Raw genomic sequence first — 19,303 nt, 5'->3', positions numbered from 1 at the left:
CAGCAGCGCCACACAGGTGCAGATCGAGAGATCCTGGCCAAGCGCCACGCCCTCTACCAACAGGCTCGCGCAAGCCATCCCGAACGCTGGAGTGGCGCGACACGCAACTGGACCTACATCGACGCTGTCACCCTCAACCCTGAGCGAGAAGCAATCGTGCAGAGCCACATTGAACTCAACCAACGGCCGCTTGCGGCCTGAGTAAACGGGCGACAACTACGTTGACGCGCACCGGAGGGTTGGTGTGGGGGCACGCCGGCCTTCAATGCAACAAGGCTTCCCGTTGCACCGCCGATGCCCCCACCCCCGCCCTCCCCCAGAGGGGGAGGGAGCAACACGGGGGACAGCAGATCCTTGAGCCACTGCATCATTTCCTGTTCCTCCCCGCGAAGTAGGTCAGCACGCTCGACGCCTTGCCCAGCACGCCGGGCACCGCCGGCATGCTCGCGATCTGCGGATAGCTCTCCTGCGGCTCGCCCGGCTCGGCCGGCCGTATGCGCACGCGCACGTCGTACCAGCCGGCCTGCCCGGTGATCGGGTCGGAGTTGCTGATGGTGCCGCTCGCGGTGCCTGCGCAGGGCAACTCCTCGCTGATCAGGTGGTTCAGCAGGAAGCCCTTGCGCGCCTCGTCCGCGCCTGGCGCGAGCTGCCATGCGCCGTCGGCCTTGCCGATGGCGTTCCAGGTCCACACCGTGCCGGGCTCCACCGCCTCGCTGTGGCGCAGCATGCAGCGCACCTTGCCCCAGCGGCTCTCGACCCAGCACCAGCCGCCGTCGGCGATGCCCGCGGCCTGCGCGGTCACCGGGTTCACGTGCAGGTAGTTGTGGCTGTGGATCTGCCTGAGCCACGCGTTCTGCGAGTCCCACGAGTGGTACATGGCCATCGGCCGTTGCGTGAGCGCGTTGAGCGGGAACGCATCGAGGTCGGTCGCCGCTTCTTCGAGCGGCGGATACCAGAAAGGCAGCGGATCGAAGTACGTGTCGATGCGCTCGCGCAGCGCGTCGGGCGGCTGCCGCCCCGGGCTCTTGCCCTGCGCCGCGAGCCTGAAACTCTGCAGCGTGTCGGAATACAGCGCCAGCTGCACCGGGTCGTTGCGCTGGCGCCAACCCTTGTCTTTCGCGAAGTCCAGGTACTCGCGGTTCCAGTTGCGCATGTAGTGCATGCCCTCGGGCATGTGGTACTGGAACACGCAGTTGTTCTTTTCGTAGGCCTCCCACTGCTTCGGGTTCGGCGCGCCGCGCAGGTGCTCGGTGCCGTCCTTGCCGCGCCAGCCCATGAGAAAGCCGATGCCCGGCTGCGGCTCGAAGTTGACGATGAAGTCCGGGTAGCCGCTGTACTTGCGCCCGCCCTCGGGCGTGGTGAAGGCCGGAAACTTCAGCCGCGAGGCCAGCTCGATCAGCACCTCCTGGAAGGGCTTGCACTGCCCCGTGGGCGGCACCACCGGAACGCGCACCGAATCCACCGGCCCGTCGAACTCCGAGATGGGCCGGTCGAGCATGCCCATCACGTCGTGGCGCTCCAGGTAGGTGGTGTCGGGCAGCACGAGGTCGGCGAATGCCACGGTCTCGCTCTGGAAGGCGTCGCACACCACCAGGAAGGGGATCATGTGCTCGCCCTTCTCGTCCTTGCGGTTGAGCATCTCGCGCACCGCCATGGTGTTCATGCTGGAGTTCCATGCCATGTTGGCCATGAAGATCAGCAGCGTGTCGATGCGGTACGGGTCGCCCCTCACCGCGTTGGTGATCACGTTGTGCATGAGCCCGTGCGCCGACAGCGGGTGCTCCCACGAGAAGGCGTGGTCGATGCGGATCGGCGAGCCGTCGGGGTTGATCGCCAGTTCGTCGGGGCCAGCCGGAAAACCCAGCGGCGCGGCATTGAGCGGCGTGTTCGGCTGGATCATGCCGGGGTCGTTGAAGGCCCTGTAGTTCGGCACGATGTGGCGCGGGTACGGCGCCTTGTGCCTGAAGCCGCCCGGCGCGTCGATGGTGCCGAGCACGCTCATCAGCACCGCCAGTGCGCGCACCGTCTGGAAGCCGTTGGAGTGCGCCGCCAGCCCGCGCATCGCATGGAAGGCCACGGGCCGCGCCTGCGTGGTCTCGTGCCGCTTGCCCCACGCGTCGGTCCACGGAATGGGCAGCTCGAAGGCCTGCTGCAGCGCCGTCTCGCCCATCTCGCGCGCCAGCTTGCGGATGCGCGCCGCGTCGATTCCGGTGATGGCCTGCGCCCATTCGGGCGTGCAGCTCGCCACGCGCTCGCGCAGCAGCTGGAACGAGGGCGCGACGCGCGTGCCGTCGGCCAGCGTGTAGTGGCCTTCGAGCGCGGGATCGCAGCCATCCTCGATGCCTTCGGGGTACGCGGGCTTCACGCCGCCGCTGGCCTTGTCCCACACCAGCTTGTTGTGCGGATTGCGCCCATCGCCCGGCGGGCCGCGCTCAGGGTCGAAGGCGAACAGTCCCTCGCGCTCGCAGTCGTCGAGCACCACCAGTTGCGGCGCGTTGGTGAAGCGCTTGAGGAACGCGTGGTCCACCAGCTCGTTGCCGATCAGCTCGTGCAGCAGCGCCATGAAGAGCGCGCCGTCGGTGCCCGGCTTGATCGGTATCCATTCGTCGGCGATGGCCGAGTACCCGGTGCGCACCGGGTTGATGGAAATGAAGCGCCCGCCCGCCCGCTTGAACTTGCTGATGGCGATCTTCATCGGGTTGCTGTGATGGTCCTCGGCCGTGCCGATCATCACGAACAGCCTGGCGCGCTCCAGGTCGGGCCCGCCGAACTCCCAGAAGCTGCCGCCGATGGTGTAGATCATTCCCGCGGCCATGTTCACCGAACAGAAACCGCCGTGCGCCGCGTAGTTGGGCGTGCCGAACTGCCGCGCGAACAAACCCGTGAGCGCCTGCATCTGGTCGCGCCCGGTGAAGAGCGCGAACTTCTTCGGATCGGTGGCGCGGATCTTCGCGAGCCGCTCGGCCAGCATGTCGAAGGCGCGCTCCCAGCTGATCGGCTCGAACTCGCCCGCGCCGCGCTCGCTGCCGGCCTTGCGCAGCAGCGGCTGCGTGATGCGCGCGGGAGACACCTGCTTCATGATCCCCGAGGAGCCCTTGGCGCAGATCACGCCCTGGTTCAGCGGGTGGTTCGGGTTGCCGTCGATGTAGCGCACCTCCGGTCCCTTCTCGCCCTCGCGCAGGTGCACGCGGATGCCGCAGCGGCAGGCGCACATGTAGCAGGTGGTGGTCTTGACCGTGGTGTCGGCGGTGGGCGTGGGCGCCACCAGCGGGTCGTGCACGGGCTCGCGAGACAGGAAGCTGAACACTTGGCGGTCCTTTGTTTTCAGGCGGGGTGCGCTCGATGGTATGCAGCCTCGATCAAACGAAAAAGCAGAGAATATCGCTCACCATGACCGGAAAAACTGATCAGCAGCAGGCTGCCGCATCGAGCGCTCGCCTTCGCCTGAACCTGCGCCAGCTCGAGGTGTTCGTCGCCACCGCCCGCGAAGGCAGCACCCGCGCGGCGGCCGACCGCATCGCGCGCTCGCAGTCGGCCGCCAGCAGCGCGCTGGCCGACCTGGAGTCGTCGGTGGGCGTGCAGCTCTTCGACCGGCTCGGGCGCCGTCTGGTGCTCAACGAGAACGGCCGTGCACTGCTGCCCAAGGCGCAGGCGCTGCTGGACCAGGCCGGCGAGGTCGAGGCGCTCTTCAGCGGCGAGCACGCGGCGCCGCTGCGCGTGTCGGCCAGCTTCACCATCGGCGAGTACCTGCTGCCGGAGCGGGTGTCGACCTGGACGGCGCTGCATCCGCAGAGCCAGGTGCACCTGCACATCGCGAACACGCACGACGTGATCGAGGCGGTGGCGGGCTTCGACGTGGACGTGGGCTTCATCGAAGGCCCGCAGACGCACCCCGACCTCGTGGTGCGGGCATGGCGGGAGGACGAACTGGTGATCGTTGCCGCGCCCGGCCACGAGCTGGCGGGCCGCGTCGCCACGCACAGGCAGCTCTCGCAGGCAACGTGGGTGCTGCGCGAGCACGGCTCGGGCACGCGGCAGGTGACGGACGCATGGCTGATCCAGAACCTGGAGCAGGTGCACGTGGGCTTCGAGCTGGGCAGCACCGAGGCCATCAAGCGCGTCGTGGCCTCGGGCACCGGGCTGGCCTGCCTCTCGCGCTACACAGTGGCGCAGGCGCTGGAAGACGGCCATCTGGTGGAGTTGCGCACGCGGCTGCCGGCCGGCGTGCGGCGGCTGGCGACGGTGATGCACCGCGACAAGCTGTTGGGCCGCGCGACGGCCGACTTCCTGCGCCACTGCGGCGCCATCGTTCCGCGCGCCTCCTCGTCGCGCTAGAAAGAAGGTGTCAGGCAGCGGCGCGCAGCACGCGCGCCGTGTGCCGCGCGATCACCGCTTCTTCGTCGGTGCGCAGCACCCAGGCACTGACCGGGCTTTCCGCCGTGGTGAGCCGCGCTGCGCCCTTGCCACGATTGGCTGCGGCATCGACATTCACGCCCAGCCATTCGCAGTCTTCGAGGATGCGCTCGCGCAGCGCGGTGCCGTTCTCGCCGATGCCGCCGGTGAACACGATGGCATCGACCCCGCGCAGCGCCGCCGCGAGGCTGCCCATGTGCTGGACCACCTGTTCGGCGAAGTGGCCGATGGCCTCGGCGGCGGCAGGCTCCGCCGAGGCCTCCAGCACGCGCATGTCGCTGGACACGCCCGATATGCCGAGCAGCCCCGACTGCCGGAACAGCAGCGCCTCGACCTCGTCGGCCGACATGCCGCGCGATCGCATCAGGTAAAGCACGACGGCCGCATCGATATGGCCGCAGCGCGTGCCCATGGTCAGGCCGTCGAGCGGAGAGAAAGTCATGGTCGTCGCGACCGAGCGGCCCTGCGCGATGGCGCACATCGAGGCGCCGTTGCCGAGGTGCGCGACGATCACGCGCCGCTGCGCCAGCCCGGGCGCGATGCCCGCGAACTGCGCGACGATCGACTCGTAGGAAAGGCCGTGGAAGCCGTAGCGCCGCACGCCTGCGTCATGCAATGCGCGCGGCAGCGCGAAGCGCCGGTTGACCTCGGGCTGCGCCGCGTGGAAGGCTGTGTCGAAGCAGGCCACCTGCGGCACGCCATCGAAGGCGGCCATTGCCGCGCGCACGCCCGCGAGGTTGTGCGGCTGGTGCAGCGGCGCCAGCGGTTCCAGCCTGGCCAGCGCTTCGAGCACGCCGGCATCGATGCGAACCGGCGCAACGAAATCCGCGCCGCCATGCACGATGCGATGGCCCACGGCTGCGATGCGCCCTCCTGCCGATTGCTTCGCATGCCAGTCGAGCAGCGCCGCAAGCGCGCCCTGGTGCGAAGCCTGCGCGCCTTCGAGCGGCGTGTCGTGCAGCGTCTGCCCTTGCGCATCGCGAACGCGCAGCCGCGCCTTCAGGCCCGCGCCCAACCCATCCGCCTGCCCCGACCAGCGCGCCGACGGGAGCGCGGCGGCATCGCCATCGCCGGCCGCGTCGAACAGCGCGACCTTGATGGACGACGAACCCGCGTTGAGCGTCAGCAGCGAACCGGTCATGGAGTGGCTTGAGTTCAGACGTAGTCCTTGTACTTGTCGAGGAATCGTACCGGCTTCGACAGTGCGTCGCGGCGGAACGGGTCGCCCAGCTCGCGGGTGCACATGATCTCGATCACGCAGGTCTTGCGCTCGTTCATCTGCATGTCGATGGCCTTCTTCAGCGCCGGGCCCACGTCTTCGAGCCTGTCGACCACGATGCCCTCCGCGCCCATCGCCTTGGCGATGCCCGCGAAACTCTCGCTCTCGAGCTCGCCGGCCACGAAGCGGCGGTTGTAGAAGTCGACCTGGTTCTTCTTCTCCGCGCCCCACTGGCGGTTGTGGAAGACCACCGCCGTCACCGGAATATCGTGGCGCACGGCCGTCATGATCTCGACCATGCTCATGCCCCAGGCGCCATCGCCGGCATAGGCCACGGCCGGACGGTCGGGCGCCGCGCACTTGGCGCCGATCATGGTCGGCAGCGAGTAGCCGCAGTTGCCGAAGCTCATCGGCGCGAAGAAGCTGCGCGGCTCCTCGAAGCGCAGGTAGCTGTTGGCGATGGCGTTGATGTTGCCGATGTCGGTGGAGACCATCACGCGCGGCGGCATGGCCTTCTCGAGCTCGCGCAGCACCTGGCGCGGATGCAGGTAGCTGCCGCCGGTGGGCGTCTTCTCGCCTTTGGCTTCCTCGATGGCGTCGAGGCTGAACTGGTCGCGCTCGTGGGTCCACTCGTCGAGCTCTTTCTCCCACGCGGCCTTCTCGGCCTTGATCTTCTGGGCACGCTCGGCCTTGGTGGCGTCGCAGGCCAGCGTCTTGCCCTGCAGGCGCCTGAGCAGTTCCTTGGCCGTGGCCTTGGCGTCGCCGTGGATGCCGACGGTGATCTTCTTCACCAGGCCCAGGTTGGTGTGGTCGGCCTCGACCTGGATGATCTCGGCATCCTTCGGCCAGTAGTCCATGCCGTGCTGCGGCAGCGTGCCGAAGGGGCCCATGCGCGAGCCGAGCGCGAGCACCACGTCGGCCTGAGCGATGAGCTTCATCGCGGCCTTGGAGCCCTGGTAGCCCAGCGGGCCGGCCCACAGCGGGTGGCTCGCGGGGAAGGAGTCGTTGCGCAGATAGCCATTGGCAACCGGCGCGCCCAGGCGCTCTGCCAGCGCCTTGCACTCCTCCACCGCATCGCCCATGACCACGCCGCCGCCCGAGAGGATCACCGGGAACCTGGCCGAGGCCAGCAGTTCGACCGCCGCGTTCAGGCTGTTCTCGCCGCCCGCGCCGCGCTCCACGCGCATCGGCTTCGGGATCTCGCACTGGATCTCGCCGTAGAAGTAGTCCCGCGGAATGTTGAGCTGCGTCGGGCCCATCTCGGAGATGGCGCGGTCGAAGCAGCGCGCCGTGTACTCGGCCATGCGCTTGGGGTTGTTGACGTGGCCCTGGTACTTGGTGAACTCCTGGAACATCGGCAGTTGATTGGCCTCCTGGAAGCCGCCGAGTCCCATGCCCATGGTGCCGGTTTCGGGCGTGATCATCACGACCGGGCTGTGCGCCCAGTAGGCGGCCGCGACGGCCGTCACGCAGTTGCTGATGCCGGGGCCGTTCTGGCCGATGACGAGGCCGTGGCGGCCCGACACGCGCGCATAGCCGTCGGCCATGTGTGCGCCGCCCTGCTCGTGCACCACCGGGATCAGCCGGATGCCCGCGGGCGCGAAGATGTCCATCGCGTCCATGAAGGCGGAGCCCATGATGCCGAAGATGTCGGTCACGCCGTTGGCGACCATGGTCTCGACGAAGGCCTCGGAGGGCGTCATCTTCTGCACGCCCTTGACGGCTTCGCGTGCGGGGGCGGCGGCTTGCTTCTGGCTCATGGGAGGCGTCTCCTGGATGGATGAAGGGGCGAGGTTGCGCTCTAAAAGTCGGAACGACTTGTTCCGGAATTCATTCCGGCGGAATATAGGACGGCATCGGCATCGCGTCAAACAATTTACAAAAATCGGAACGCCTTGTCTCTTTTTTTATAAAACACCTATGATTCGCGCCATGAAGATCGTCAAAGGGCTCTCCGTGGATGCCGCCGAACCGGCCGGCTCGGGTGGTGACTCTCCCACCATGCGTCTGTTCGCGCTGCTCGAAGTCATGGCCGCGAAAGACCAGCGCTACTCGCTGCAGGGCCTGGTGGAAGAAACCGGCCTGCCCAAGCCCACGCTGCACCGCATGCTCCAGCAGCTCGAAGGCGCGGGGCTGCTGCAGCGCGAAGGCGATGGCCGCCACTACGGCATCGGCACGCGGCTGCGGCGGCTGGCCGAGAACCTGCTGCTCAACGACAGCCTGCACGGCGCGCGCCACACGGTGCTGCGCCAGTTGGTGGAAGAGATCGGCGAGAGCTGCAACCTCACCGCCCTTTCGGGCAGCGAGGTCGTCTACCTCGACCGCGTGGAAACCGCCGCGCCGCTGCGCTTTTACCTGCACTCGGGTTCGCGCGTGCCGGTGCACTGCTCGGCCAGCGGCAAGATCTTTCTCTCGCAGATGAGCGCGGCGCAGCGCCGCAGGCTGCTGTCGAATGCGCCGCTGGAAACCTACACGGCCCGAACGCTGACCGACCCCGAGGCGCTCGAGAAGGAAGTGCAGCGCGTGCGCAAGGACGGCTACGCCATCGACCACGAGGAGTTCCTGCCCGGCCTGCTGTGCATCGCCACGCTGGTGCCCTCGGGCGACGACGCACCGTCCAACCTCTGCATCGCGGTGCAGGCGCCGGTCATGCGGCTCGACGCCGCCAAGGCGAAGACGCTCCTGCCCGCGCTGCAGCGCGCCGCGCAGGCACTGAGCCGCATCGACGCCGACGCGGCCTCCGACCGCGCGCAGGCCTGAACAAACCTTTTCGCAGGAACCGCCATGACCGACACCGCCGACCTTCGCCCCGACCGGATGCTCAGCGTGCGCGAGGTATTCGGCATCGACTCCGACCTGCGCGTGCCGGCCTTCAGTGAACGCGACGACCATGTGCCCGAGGTAGACGCGGTCTACCGCTTCAACCCCGACGTGACGCTCGCCATCCTTGCCGGCTTCATGCGCGACCGGCGCATGATGGTGCAGGGGCTGCACGGCACCGGCAAGTCGACCCACATCGAGCAGGTGGCGGCGCGGCTGAACTGGCCCTGCGTGCGGCTCAACCTCGACGGCCACATCAGCCGGCTCGACCTCGTGGGAAAAGACGCGGTGGTGCTGCGCGAAGGCCAGCAGGTCACCGAATTCCAGGAAGGCATCGTGCCCTGGGCGCTGCAGCGGCCGGTGGCGCTGATCTTCGACGAGTACGATGCGGGCCGGCCCGACGTGATGTTCGTCATCCAGCGCATCCTGGAGCGCGACGGCAAGTTCACGCTGATGGACCAGAACCGGGTGCTGCGCCCGCACCCCTTCTTCCGCCTCTTCGCCACCGCCAACACCGTCGGGTTGGGCAACCTCAACGGCCTGTACCACGGCGCGCAGCGGCTCAACCACGCGCAGATCGACCGCTGGAACATCGTGGCCTCGCTGGACTACCTGCCGGCAGCGGAAGAGATCGCCATCGTGCAGGCGCGCGTGCCTTCGCTGGCCGACGAGGCGGGCACGAAGCTGGTCGCCTCGATGGTGGCCGTGGCCGACCTCACGCGAAAGGGCTTCGCGGCCGGCGACCTCTCGACGCTGATGTCGCCGCGCACCGTGATCACATGGGCCGAGAACGTCGAGATCTTCAAGGACCCGGCGCTGGCCTTCCGCCTTTCCTTCGTCAACAAGTGCGACGACGCGGAGCGCCCGCTGGTGGCCGAATACTTCCAGCGCTGCTTCGACCGCGAACTGAAAGAGTCGCACCAGCTCTCGGCGGGCCCGAGCGAATGACCGCCGGCCCCGCGAGCGCGATGCAGCGCCGCGTGCGGCAGGAAGAACTCGTCGCGGAGCTGTGCGCGGGCGTGGTGCGCGCATTCAGCGGCGAGCGCGACCTGCACTTTCGCGGAAGGCGCCTGCACCGCGGCCGCGTGGCGCTGCCTTGGTTCGCGCCGCACCTGCATCCCTCGCCCGACACCGACGACTTTGCGTCCTTTCGTGGCGTGGCCGACGGGCTCGCGCTGCGGCTCACCGCTTCGGATGCCGCGCTGCACCAGAGTCTGCGCCCCGAGGAGCCGGTGGAGCGCATGCTGTTCGAGATGCTGGAGCAGTTCCGCGCCGAGGCGATGGCGCCTGAAGTCATGGCCGGCATGCGGCACAACCTGCGGCATCGGCACGAGCAATGGTCGCTCGCCTTCCACCACTCCGGCCTGACCGACACCGCACGCGGCCTGCTGCTGTACGCGGTGGCGCAGATCTGCCGCGCGCGCGTCAGCGGCGAGCAGGTGGTGGAGGAAACCGAGGACATGCTCGAAGCCACGCGCTTCGCGCTCGCGCCGCTGATTGGCCACGCGCTGGCCGGCCTGCGCAAGGACCGCACCGACCAGGCCGCCTACGCCGTGCACGCCCGCGCCATCGCACGCACCGTCGCCGCGATGCTGCATGAGGCTGGCGAAGAAGAAGGCGACGCCGCGCGCGACGCGCACGTGGACGACAAGCGCAGCGTGTTCAGCCTCGTGGCCGACATGGACCAGGAGATCGTCGAGCGCTTCACCACCGCCGATTCGGGCCGCAGCGAAGTGCTCGACGGCGCGGGCGGTGCATACCGCGTTTTCACCGACGCCTACGACCGCGAACACGATGCCGCCACGCTCGCGCGCAAGGAAGTGCTCGCAGGCCATCGCGAGAAGCTCGACCGCCGCATCGTCGCTCAGGGCGTGAACATCGCACGCCTGGCGCGCGAGCTGCGCGCACTGCTTTCCGAGCCCGAACGCGATGGCTGGGACGGCGCGCAGGAAGAAGGCCTCGTCGACGGCCGCCGGCTCGCTCAGCTCGTGGCCTCGCCCACCGAGCGCCGGCTGTTCCGCATCGAGCGCATGGAGCCGCTGGCCGACTGCATCGTCACCTTCCTCATCGATTGCTCGGGCTCGATGAAGGAGCATGCCGAGCCGGTCGCGATGATGGTCGACGTGTTCGCGCGCGCACTCGAACAGGCGGGCGTGGCTTGCGAGGTGCTGGGCTTCACCACCGGCGCGTGGAACGGCGGACGCCCGCAGCGCGAGTGGGTGCGCGCGGGCCGGCCGCCGCATCCGGGGCGGCTCAACGAGCGCTGCCACATCGTCTTCAAGGCAGCTGCCACGCCGTGGCGGCGCGCGCGCCCTGCCATGGCAGCCCTGCTCAAGGCCGACCTGTTCCGCGAAGGCATCGACGGCGAGGCGGTCGACTGGGCCTGCCTGCGGCTGCGCCAGCGCGGCGAGGCGCGCAAGCTGCTGCTGGCCATCTCCGACGGCTCGCCGATGGACAGCGCCACGCACCTTGCCAACGACGCGCACTACCTCGACCACCACCTGCGCGACGTGATCGCGCGGCAGGAGCAGCGCGGCGACATCGAGATCGCCGGCATCGGCGTGGGCCTCGACCTGAGCCCCTACTACAGCCGCAGCCATGTGCTCGACCTGGCGAACGCGAACGGCAACGCCATCTTTCGCGAAGTCATCGAACTCATGGCCGGGCGGCATCGGCGCTGAGCCGCCGGGCAGGCCATCCGCTGAAGTCTTTGGGACTACATCCAAGTCCCCGATTGACAAAAGGCGCATCGGGTCCATACATTGCGTTTCAAATTCAAGAACGTTGTTCCATTATTTAGAACAACAAAGAAAGTCCCAGCCTCATGGACTCGACGCTTGCCAAGGGCCTTGCCGCCCTCGAGTGGATGGTGCGCCAGCAGCGCGACTGCCGCGTCACAGAACTGGCGCAGGCCTTCGGCATGGCGCGCAGCAACGCGCACCGCACGCTGCAGACGCTGGTCGAGTGCGGGTGGGCGGTGCAGGACCCGGAAACGAGCACCTATCGGCCGAGCCTGCGGCTCTTCGAGTTGGGAGCGATGGTCTCCGAGGCCTCCGACATCGGCTCGCTGCTGCGCCCTCACCTCGCGCAGTTGGCGCAGGCCACGGGCGAGACCATCCACCTCGCGGTGCTCGACGGCGCCGAGATCGTCTACCTCGACAAGTTCGACAGCCCCCTGCCGGTGGCCGCCTACTCGCGCATCGGCGGCCGCGCCGCGGCCTATTGCGTGGCCTCGGGCAAGGCGCTGCTCGCGGCAGCCGGGCTCGGCGTGCCGGCGCTGCAGGAGTGCCTGGGCACGCTGGAGGCACACACGAAGAACAGCATCACCGACTTCGACACCCTTTTCAACGAACTGGAACGCTCCCGCGCCCGCGGTTATGCAGAGAACCGCGAGGAATGGCGCATCGGCGTATGCGGCCTCGGCGTGCCCGTGCTCAATGCACGCGGCGAGGCCGTGGCGGCCGTCGGCATGAGCGTGCCCTCGATCCGCTTCGCGCGCACGCAGGCGCGCGGGCTGGCCGACCACCTGATGGCCTGCGCGCGCGATGCCAGCGTCACGCTGGGCTATCGCGTGGACGCCGCACCGGCCGGGCCGTCGCCGACGTCCACCATGAAGAGAAGGAGACCCGAATGAAGTTGTTCTTCGCCCCCTGGCATCGCGCCGGGATGCTGGCTCTGGCTGCCCTTGCAGCTCTTGCATCGCCTCTCGCCGCGCAGGCGGACAACGGCGGCGACTACCCGACGAAGCCGATCCGCCTGGTCGTGCCCTACCCGCCCGGCGGCGGCACCGACGTGATCGCACGCATCGTGCAGGAGCGCTTCTCGGCACTGCTGGGCCAGCAGGTGCTCATCGACAACCGCGGCGGCGCGGCGGGCTCCATCGGCACCGAGCTGGTGGCCAAGTCGCCGCCCGACGGCTACACGGTGCTGTTCACGCTCTCCTCGCACACCATCAACCCCGCCATCTACGCCAAGCTGGGCTTCGACACCGCGAAAGACTTCGCGCCCGTGGGCATGGTCGCCTCGCTGCCGCAGATCCTGGTGGCCAACACGCAGTTTCCGGCGAACACGGTGGCCGAGCTGGTCGCGCTGGCCAAGGCCAAGCCCGACAGCATCTCCTTCGCCTCGGTGGGCAACGGCTCGCCCGGGCATCTGGCGGGCGAACTGCTGAAGCTGCGCACCGGCACGCAGATGACGCACGTGCCCTACCGCGGCGGCGGTCCGGCCGTGACCGACGTGATGGGCGGGCAGGTGCCGCTGCTGTGGGTGTCGATTCCGGCCGCCGCGCAGTTCGTGAAGGCCGGCAAGCTCAAGGCGCTCGCGGTGTCCACCACCAAGCGCAGCGCGGCCTTTCCCGACGTGCCGACGATGCAGGAGGCCGGCATCGCCGACTTCGATGTCGACTCCTGGTATGCCGTGTTCGTGCCCGCAAAGACGCCCAAGCCCGCCATCGACAGGCTCAACCGCGTGATCAACACCGTGGTCAATGAGCCGGAGATCCGCGAAAAGCTGCTCGCACAGGGCAGCGAAGGCGTGGGCGGAACGCCCGAGCAGCTGGGCAAGGTGGTCACCGCCGAACTGGTGCGCTGGCAGAAGCTCGCGAAAGAAGCCAACATCAAGGTGGATTGAGCTCCACAGGTACTCATGGAACATCCGAACACCCCCTATTCTCCCATCGCCGATCTGGTGTCGCGCGCACGCGCCGCGCAGCGCATCTACGAGACCTGGTCGCAGGCACAGGTCGATACCGCCGTGGTCGCGGCGGGCTGGGCCATCATCGAGCCGGCGCGCAACCGCGAGCTGGCCGAGCTGGCCGTGAAGGACACCGGCGTGGGCAACGTCGAGGACAAGGTGCGCAAGAACCACCGCAAGACCTTCGGCCTGCTGCGCGACCTGCACGGCGCGCGCTCGGTCGGCGTGATCGCGGAAGACCCGGCGCGCGGCATCGTCGAGATCGCGCGGCCCGTGGGCGTGGTGTGCGCCATCACGCCATCGACCAACCCGGGCGCAACGCCGGCCAACAAGATCATCAACGCGCTCAAGGGGCGCAACGCGGTGATCGTCGCGCCCTCGCCCAAGGGCTGGTCGACGGCGGCGCGGCTCATCGAGTTCATCCACGCGCAGTTCGACCGCATCGGCGCGCCGCGCGACCTGGTGCAACTGCTGCCCGCGCCGGTCAACAAGCAGTCGACCGCCGAGCTGATGCGCCTGTGCGACCTGGTGGTGGCCACCGGCTCGCAGGCCAACGTGCGCGCGGCGTACGCGAGCGGCACGCCGGCCTTCGGCGTGGGCGCGGGCAACGTGGCGGGCATCGTCGACGAGACGGCGGACCTGGAGGCGGCGGCCGACCGCATCGTGCGCTCCAAGACCTTCGACAACGCGACCAGCTGCTCGTCGGAGAACAGCCTCGTCATCGTCGACGCGATGCGCGCGAAGATGCTTTCAGCGCTGAAGGACCGAGGCGCCGTCATGCTCGCCGATGCGCAGAAGGCGACGCTGCAGAAGCTGATGTGGCCCGAGGGCAAGCTCTCTGCGGCGGTCATCGGCCAATCGGCGCGCGTCATCGCCGAGCGCGCGGCCGAAGTCGATGGCGCGAACCGCGCCGCGTGGCAAGCCATCGCGCAAGCCGACCCGCGCATCCTCATGGTGGCCGAGGACGGCGTGGGCCACGACCACCCGTTCTCCGGCGAGAAGCTGAGCCCGGTGCTCGCGGTGTACGCGGCGCGCGACTTCGACGAGGCAGCCGCCACGGTGGCGCGCATCTATTCGTATGAAGGCGCGGGGCATTCGGTTGGCCTGCACAGCGCCGTGCCCGAGCGCGCCCTCTCGCTGGGCCTCAAGCTGCCGGTGTCGCGCGTGATCGTCGACCAGGCGCACTGCATCGCCACCGGCGGCAGCTTCGACAACGGCCTGCCCTTCTCGCTATCGATGGGCTGCGGCACATGGGGCAAGAACAACTTCTCGGACAACATGAACTACCGCCACTACCTGAACATCACGCGCGTGTCGCGGCCGATTCCCGAGGTGGTGCCGAGCGAGGAAGACATCTTCGGCGCATTCTTCGCCAGCCACGGCGCGAACTGAAGATGACGGCGGCCGCGACCACGGTGCATGCGCTGATCGAGCGCCAGGCACGAGAGCAGCCGCACGCGGTGTACGCGCGCGCCACGGAATCGGAACAGCACATCGCCTACGGCGAGCTCGCGCGCGCATGCCGCCGCGTCTCGGCCGTGCTGCGCGGGCTCGGCATGCAGCCGGGAGACACGGTGTCGGTCGTCATGCCCAACGGCCTGCAGACGCTGCGGCTGCTGCTGGGCGCGATGCACGGCGGCTTTCGCGTGAACCCCGTCAACCTGCTGTCGCAGCCCGAGCAGATGCACTACGTGCTCTCGCATTCAGACTGCCGCCTGGTCTGCGTCGCGCCCGAGTGGGAATCGCGCGTGCGCGGCATTGTCGAAGCCTTCGACCGGCCCGTGAAGCTGATCGTGGTCGACCCCGAGGGCGACGCGCTGCCCGGCGAGGAAGAAGCCGCCGCCGACGTGCCACCGCCCTCGCCCGATGCGGTCGCGCTGCTGATGTACACCTCGGGCACCACCGGCAACCCCAAGGGCGTGATGCTCACGCAGCGCAACCTCGCGGCCAACGCGCATGCCATCAGCGTGGAGCACCAGCTGCGCCCTTCCGACCGCGTGCTGGCGGTGCTGCCGCTCTATCACATCAACGCCTTCACCGTGACCATGCTCGCGCCGCTGGCGCACGGCGGCAGTCTCTCCATGCCGCCGAAGTTCTCGGCTGGCCGCTTCTGGGAACAGGCCACGCAGACGCAGTGCAGCTGGATCAACGTGGTGCCCACCATGATCTCGTACCTGCTCGAAGGCCCGAGGCCGCCGCTCGCGCAGACGCTGTCGATCCGCTTCTGCCGCTCGGCCTCGGCCGCACTGCCGCCGGAGCACCTGCGCGCCTTCGAGCAGATGTTCGGCATCGGCATCGTCGAGACCATGGGCCTCACCGAGACCGCGGCGCCTTCCTTCTCCAACCCCATGGACCCGGCCGCGCGCAAGCTCGGCTCGGTGGGCCGCGCCTCGGGCTGCATGGCCGGCGTGGTCGACGCGCGGCTCGCGGCCGTGCCCGACGGCACCACCGGCGAACTCGTCATACGCGGACCGAACGTGATGCTCGGCTACTACAAGAACGAGGAAGCCACGCGCGCGAGCTTCACGCCCGACGGCTGGCTGCGCACCGGCGACCTCGGCCACCGCGACGAGGACGGCTTCTTCTTCGTCACCGGCCGCATCAAGGAACTCATCATCAAGGGCGGCGAGAACATCGCGCCGCGCGAGATCGACGAAGCCCTGCTGAAGCACCCCGCCGTGCTCGAGGCCGCATCGGTGGGCGTGCCCGACCGCCACTATGGCCAGGAGATCGGCGTTTGCATCGTGCTGCGCGAAGGCTTCGCCTGCACGGAAGACGAGCTTCGCGAGTTCAGCGCCACCGCGCTCGGACGCTACAAGTCGCCCAGCCACTACCGCTTCGTGCAGGACCTGCCGCGCGGCCCTTCCGGAAAGGTGCAGCGCCTGAAGCTGCTGCCGCTCTTCCAGGCATGACGGCGGCCGAACTGCTGGTGCCGCCGCTGGCGCCGGCGACGCTGGCCTACAGCCTGTGCGTGGTGTTCGCGGCCGGCATCGTGCGCGGCTTCGCGGGCTTCGGCTTCTCGGCCATCACCGTGGCGGGCATGTCGCTGGTGGTGTCGCCCGCACTGGTGGTGCCCGCCATCTTCATGCTGGAGATCCTCGCCAGCCTGAGCCAGCTGCGCGGCATCGCGCGCGACGTCGACCTGCCCTGGCTGGGCTGGCTGATGCTCGGCAACCTGATCTGCATCCCGCTCGGCGTAGCCCTGCTCGCATGGCTGCCCGAGACCCCGCTGCGCCTGCTGATCGGCGTGCTGCTGATGGCTGCCGCCCTGCTGCTGCGCGGCGGCGCGCACGTTGCGCTGGAGTCCACGCGCGGCCTGCGCCTCGCGGCCGGCCTGGCCTCGGGCTTCATCAACGGCGTCGCGGCCATCGGCGGCATCGCGGTCGCGGTGCTGCTGAGCACAGCGAAGATGGCCCCGGCCGCGCTGCGTGCAACGCTGATCGCGCTGCTGCTCTTCAGCGACGTGGTGTCGCTCATCAGCGCGGCGCTGATGCCCTCGTCGGCGCATGCGTCGGGCAACCTGCTGGGGCCGGACACGCTCAAGTGGGCGCTATGGCTCGCGCCAGCGATGCTGGCGGGCATCTGGTGGGGCCAGCGCTCGTTCAAGGGCGTGTCGCCGGAGCAGTTCAGGCGGCATGTGCTGAATCTGCTGATCGGGCTGGCGGCGGTGAGTGTGGTGCGGTCGGTGGTCGGTCTGGTCTGGTGAAGGCAGCCGGCAGTCAGGTCGGCAGCGCCATCTGCCCCGCGTCATAAGCCTCGCAGTAGACCGCCCAGTCCTTTTCGACTTGCGCGGCGCATTGATGCGCCGCATCCAGCAAGTCCCTGCGCCACGACTTCACCGAAGCACCGAAATCGATCAGCGCGTCCGCGATGGCCGAGCCCTGCCGGCCCGAGCTGCGCAGCTGCGCCCAGGCCATGAGCTGCCCCATCTCGGCGATCACGCCACGGATATCGGCGAGCTTCGTGCGGTGCACGTCCAGCATCACCCTGTCCTCGCTGGGTTGCAGGCCGCGCAGCACGTACGAAGACTTGCGCCCCGCGATGGGATGCAGGAAGGCCATCGACACGGCCTGCATGCGGCGCTGCAGGCCGACCACGCGGTGCGCCTCCGAAGGCCATTCGGGCTGCTTCGTCTTTTTGAGGTGCGGCATGAGCGAGGACGGCAGCGCCTGCTTCAGGTCGAGCAGGAAGTTGGCATCCGGCGAGCCCTTGCCTTCGATCAGCACGATGTAGCGCTCCAAGCCGAGGCTGCCGGTGCCGGCGATGCGGCGGGCCACGTCGAGCACCTTGAAGAAGTCCGGGTTTTCCTGCGAGGCGGCGAAGGTGCCGATCAGCTTCGTGACGCGCTCGCGCTGCGCGTCTGTGGCCTGCAGCGCGTGCTTGCCGTCGCAGCGGATGAGGCGCCTGCGGCTCTTGCGGTCGCTGCGCCGGTCGAGGAACGCGGGGCGAGTGCGCGCCTTCAGGGTGTCGAGCAGTTGCTTGACGAGCCCGCCGGCGGTGTCGCGCTCCACCCAGCGGGCCTTGCCCAGCGTGAGCGTGGCGGCATAGGAATCGAGGAAAGTCCTGCACAGCACTTCGGCATCTGCCGTGCTCTGGCACAGGCCCTCGCCTGCCACCAGGATGCTCGACAGGAATCGCACCAGCTCCCAGGTAACCGGCGCAAGCGCGGCTTCGTCGAAGTCGTTGAGATCGAAGTAGACGAGGCGGTTGTCGCCCTTGTAGCTGCCGAAGTTCTCCAGGTGCGCGTCGCCGCACAGCCATGCCGCCGGCGCCTTGGAGAACAGCGCGCCCGCCGGCAAGCGGTCGTAGAACAGGTGGCAGGTGCCGCGCAGGAAGACGAAAGGGCTGGAGCGCAGATTGGCGTACTTCATCGCCAGCCGCTCGGGGTCGCGGCCGTCGTTGAAGCCGCGGATGGTCTTGACGACGTTGGGCATGAGGTTTTCTTTCTTCCCGCTTTTCATGAATGACGGATTCTCTGGCTGCGTGCCCACGCGAAGCTGACGAAACACCTTGCGGGGCAACGCTGCCCCGCCGCCGCCGCTCAGAGCAGCGCGGTCATCTTCTGCGCCGCAGCCTTCAGCGCATCGATGCGCCCGATCGCATCGTCCATCGACATGCGCGCCGTCGGCGCATGCACAGCCAGTGCGGCGCGCACCGCGCCGGCAGCGTCGCGCACCGGCACGGCCACCGCCACCAGCCCGGCAATGAATTCCTCGCGGTCGCACGAATAACCCTGCTTCGCGATCGCCTCGCACTCGGCGCGCAGCGCGTCGGCCTTGACGATGGTGTTGGGCGTCATGCGTTCCAGCGGCAGTCCGCCGATGAACGCATCGCGCTCCTTCGCGTGCATCTGCGCCAGGAAGAGCTTGCCGCTGGCCGTGCAGTGCAGCGGCACGTGCGAGCCCACGTCGAGCGTCAGGCGCAGCGGCCATTGGGCTTCGACGCGGTCCAGATACAGCACCTGCGCGCCGTCGAGGGTGGTGAGGTTGCAGGTCTCGCCGACCTGGCGCACCAGCGCCGACAGCACCTCGTGCCGCAGCCCGCGCACCACGCCGTGGTTGAGCGTGTCGAAGGCCAGCCGGCGCAGCGCGGGGCCCACGGTGAAGGAGCGCTCGTCCACGTCGCGCGCGAGAAAACCGGTGGCCAGCAGCTGGGTGCAGATGCGGTGCGCGGTGCCCTTGGGCAGGCCGAGCTGCGCGGCCAGGTCGGCGAGCGTGAGCGCCCTGCCCTCGTTGGCGAGCAGCGCCAGCAGGCGCAGGCTGCGCTCGGCGGAGGAGCCGGAAACGCCGGCGGACTCCGCGTCGTCCTGGAGGGGCGCTGCGGCGGGAATCACTGCGGCGGATGCGCGCGCTGAACGTGGCATGCGGATAAACCTTGTGAAGGAAAGAAGTCGGACTCGAAACGGATGGCCATGGACGACGTCCGGCCGCAGCGATTGTTCCACTGCCCGGCCCCGGTGCCGCCAGACCTCGTTCCACGCATGCAGCGCAGCAAGGGCCGTTGCATTCATCGGGGGCTCCGAAAAGAATGCCCGGCGTTTTTTCGTAAACAAATTCGCTGAATTTGTGATCAAAAAAAAGACCGTGAATGGCCTCAAGAAGCTGAAATCGCAACCGAAAAGAAAAGCACGGAATTCGCGCCGATTCAATAACGCCGCAA

14 protein-coding genes and 1 pseudogene are annotated in these 19,303 nt (G+C 68.6%); 10 read left to right on the top strand and 5 right to left on the bottom strand.

Annotation, left to right across the window (positions count from 1 at the left end; genetic code table 11):
- Positions 1 to 201 (top strand): annotated as a pseudogene (locus tag QMO14_RS25605) (hypothetical protein); the annotation flags it as partial.
- A gap of 166 nt (positions 202 to 367) precedes the next feature.
- Here the strand turns inward: QMO14_RS25605 and QMO14_RS25600 are convergent.
- Positions 368 to 3,307: a molybdopterin oxidoreductase family protein gene (locus QMO14_RS25600; protein WP_301510602.1), complete on the bottom strand. Its 2,940-nt coding sequence runs from the start codon at positions 3,305 to 3,307 to the stop codon at positions 368 to 370.
- An 83-nt stretch (positions 3,308 to 3,390) separates the two neighbouring features.
- On the opposite strand from QMO14_RS25600, the gene QMO14_RS25595 reads away from it, so the two are divergent.
- A complete protein-coding gene (locus QMO14_RS25595; RefSeq protein ID WP_301510600.1) occupies positions 3,391 to 4,335 on the top strand; it encodes a LysR family transcriptional regulator in 945 nt (314 codons plus the stop codon).
- A 10-nt stretch (positions 4,336 to 4,345) separates the two neighbouring features.
- Here the strand turns inward: QMO14_RS25595 and QMO14_RS25590 are convergent, their stop codons facing one another.
- Both QMO14_RS25590 and xsc read right to left on the bottom strand, forming a co-directional pair.
- On the bottom strand, positions 4,346 to 5,554 hold the full coding sequence (locus tag QMO14_RS25590) for an acetate/propionate family kinase (RefSeq protein ID WP_301510598.1): 1,209 nt from the start codon (positions 5,552 to 5,554) through the stop codon (positions 4,346 to 4,348).
- Positions 5,555 to 5,568: 14 nt separating this feature from the next.
- On the bottom strand, positions 5,569 to 7,392 hold the full coding sequence (xsc, locus tag QMO14_RS25585) for a sulfoacetaldehyde acetyltransferase (protein ID WP_301510597.1): 1,824 nt from the start codon (positions 7,390 to 7,392) through the stop codon (positions 5,569 to 5,571).
- A 172-nt stretch (positions 7,393 to 7,564) separates the two neighbouring features.
- On the opposite strand from xsc, the gene QMO14_RS25580 reads away from it, so the two are divergent.
- The 8 genes from QMO14_RS25580 (at position 7,565) to QMO14_RS25545 (ending at position 16,850) form a co-directional block, all read left to right on the top strand.
- A complete protein-coding gene (locus QMO14_RS25580) occupies positions 7,565 to 8,392 on the top strand; it encodes an IclR family transcriptional regulator (RefSeq protein ID WP_301510596.1) in 828 nt (275 codons plus the stop codon).
- Positions 8,393 to 8,416: 24 nt separating this feature from the next.
- Positions 8,417 to 9,400 carry an AAA family ATPase gene (locus QMO14_RS25575; protein ID WP_301510594.1) on the top strand — a complete coding sequence of 328 codons (984 nt, stop codon included), beginning with the start codon at positions 8,417 to 8,419 and terminating at the stop codon, positions 9,398 to 9,400.
- Positions 9,397 to 11,133: a cobalt chelatase gene (locus QMO14_RS25570; protein WP_301510592.1), complete on the top strand. Its 1,737-nt coding sequence runs from the start codon at positions 9,397 to 9,399 to the stop codon at positions 11,131 to 11,133. The genes QMO14_RS25575 and QMO14_RS25570 overlap by 4 nt, the downstream gene beginning before the upstream one ends.
- 143 nt (positions 11,134 to 11,276) lie before the next feature.
- Complete coding sequence (locus QMO14_RS25565) at positions 11,277 to 12,086, top strand: IclR family transcriptional regulator (protein WP_301510591.1); 810 nt, start codon at positions 11,277 to 11,279, stop codon at positions 12,084 to 12,086.
- Complete coding sequence (locus tag QMO14_RS25560) at positions 12,083 to 13,081, top strand: tripartite tricarboxylate transporter substrate binding protein (RefSeq protein WP_301510590.1); 999 nt, start codon at positions 12,083 to 12,085, stop codon at positions 13,079 to 13,081. Before QMO14_RS25565 ends, QMO14_RS25560 begins: the two co-directional genes overlap by 4 nt.
- A 15-nt stretch (positions 13,082 to 13,096) precedes the next feature.
- Complete coding sequence (locus tag QMO14_RS25555) at positions 13,097 to 14,536, top strand: aldehyde dehydrogenase family protein (RefSeq protein ID WP_301510589.1); 1,440 nt, start codon at positions 13,097 to 13,099, stop codon at positions 14,534 to 14,536.
- Between the two features lie 2 nt (positions 14,537 to 14,538).
- Positions 14,539 to 16,056, top strand: coding sequence for an AMP-binding protein (locus QMO14_RS25550; RefSeq protein ID WP_301510588.1), 1,518 nt, complete (start codon positions 14,539 to 14,541; stop codon positions 16,054 to 16,056).
- Complete coding sequence (locus QMO14_RS25545; protein WP_301510587.1) at positions 16,053 to 16,850, top strand: sulfite exporter TauE/SafE family protein; 798 nt, start codon at positions 16,053 to 16,055, stop codon at positions 16,848 to 16,850. The genes QMO14_RS25550 and QMO14_RS25545 overlap by 4 nt, the downstream gene beginning before the upstream one ends.
- Positions 16,851 to 16,863: 13 nt before the next feature.
- On the opposite strand, the gene QMO14_RS25540 is transcribed toward QMO14_RS25545, so the two are convergent.
- The gene (locus QMO14_RS25540) at positions 16,864 to 18,078 is read right to left on the bottom strand and encodes a DUF2252 domain-containing protein (protein WP_301510585.1); all 1,215 of its coding nucleotides are present in this window, start codon (positions 18,076 to 18,078) and stop codon (positions 16,864 to 16,866) included.
- 107 nt (positions 18,079 to 18,185) lie between these two features.
- Entirely contained in the window at positions 18,186 to 19,007 is an 822-nt protein-coding gene (locus QMO14_RS25535) for an IclR family transcriptional regulator (RefSeq protein ID WP_301510583.1), read from the bottom strand.
- Positions 19,008 to 19,303 lie beyond the last annotated feature (296 nt).

Source organism: Variovorax sp. CAN15, assembly GCF_030462475.1.
Lineage (GTDB): Bacteria > Pseudomonadota > Gammaproteobacteria > Burkholderiales > Burkholderiaceae_C > Variovorax.
This window is presented reverse-complemented; position numbering and strand designations above follow the sequence as displayed.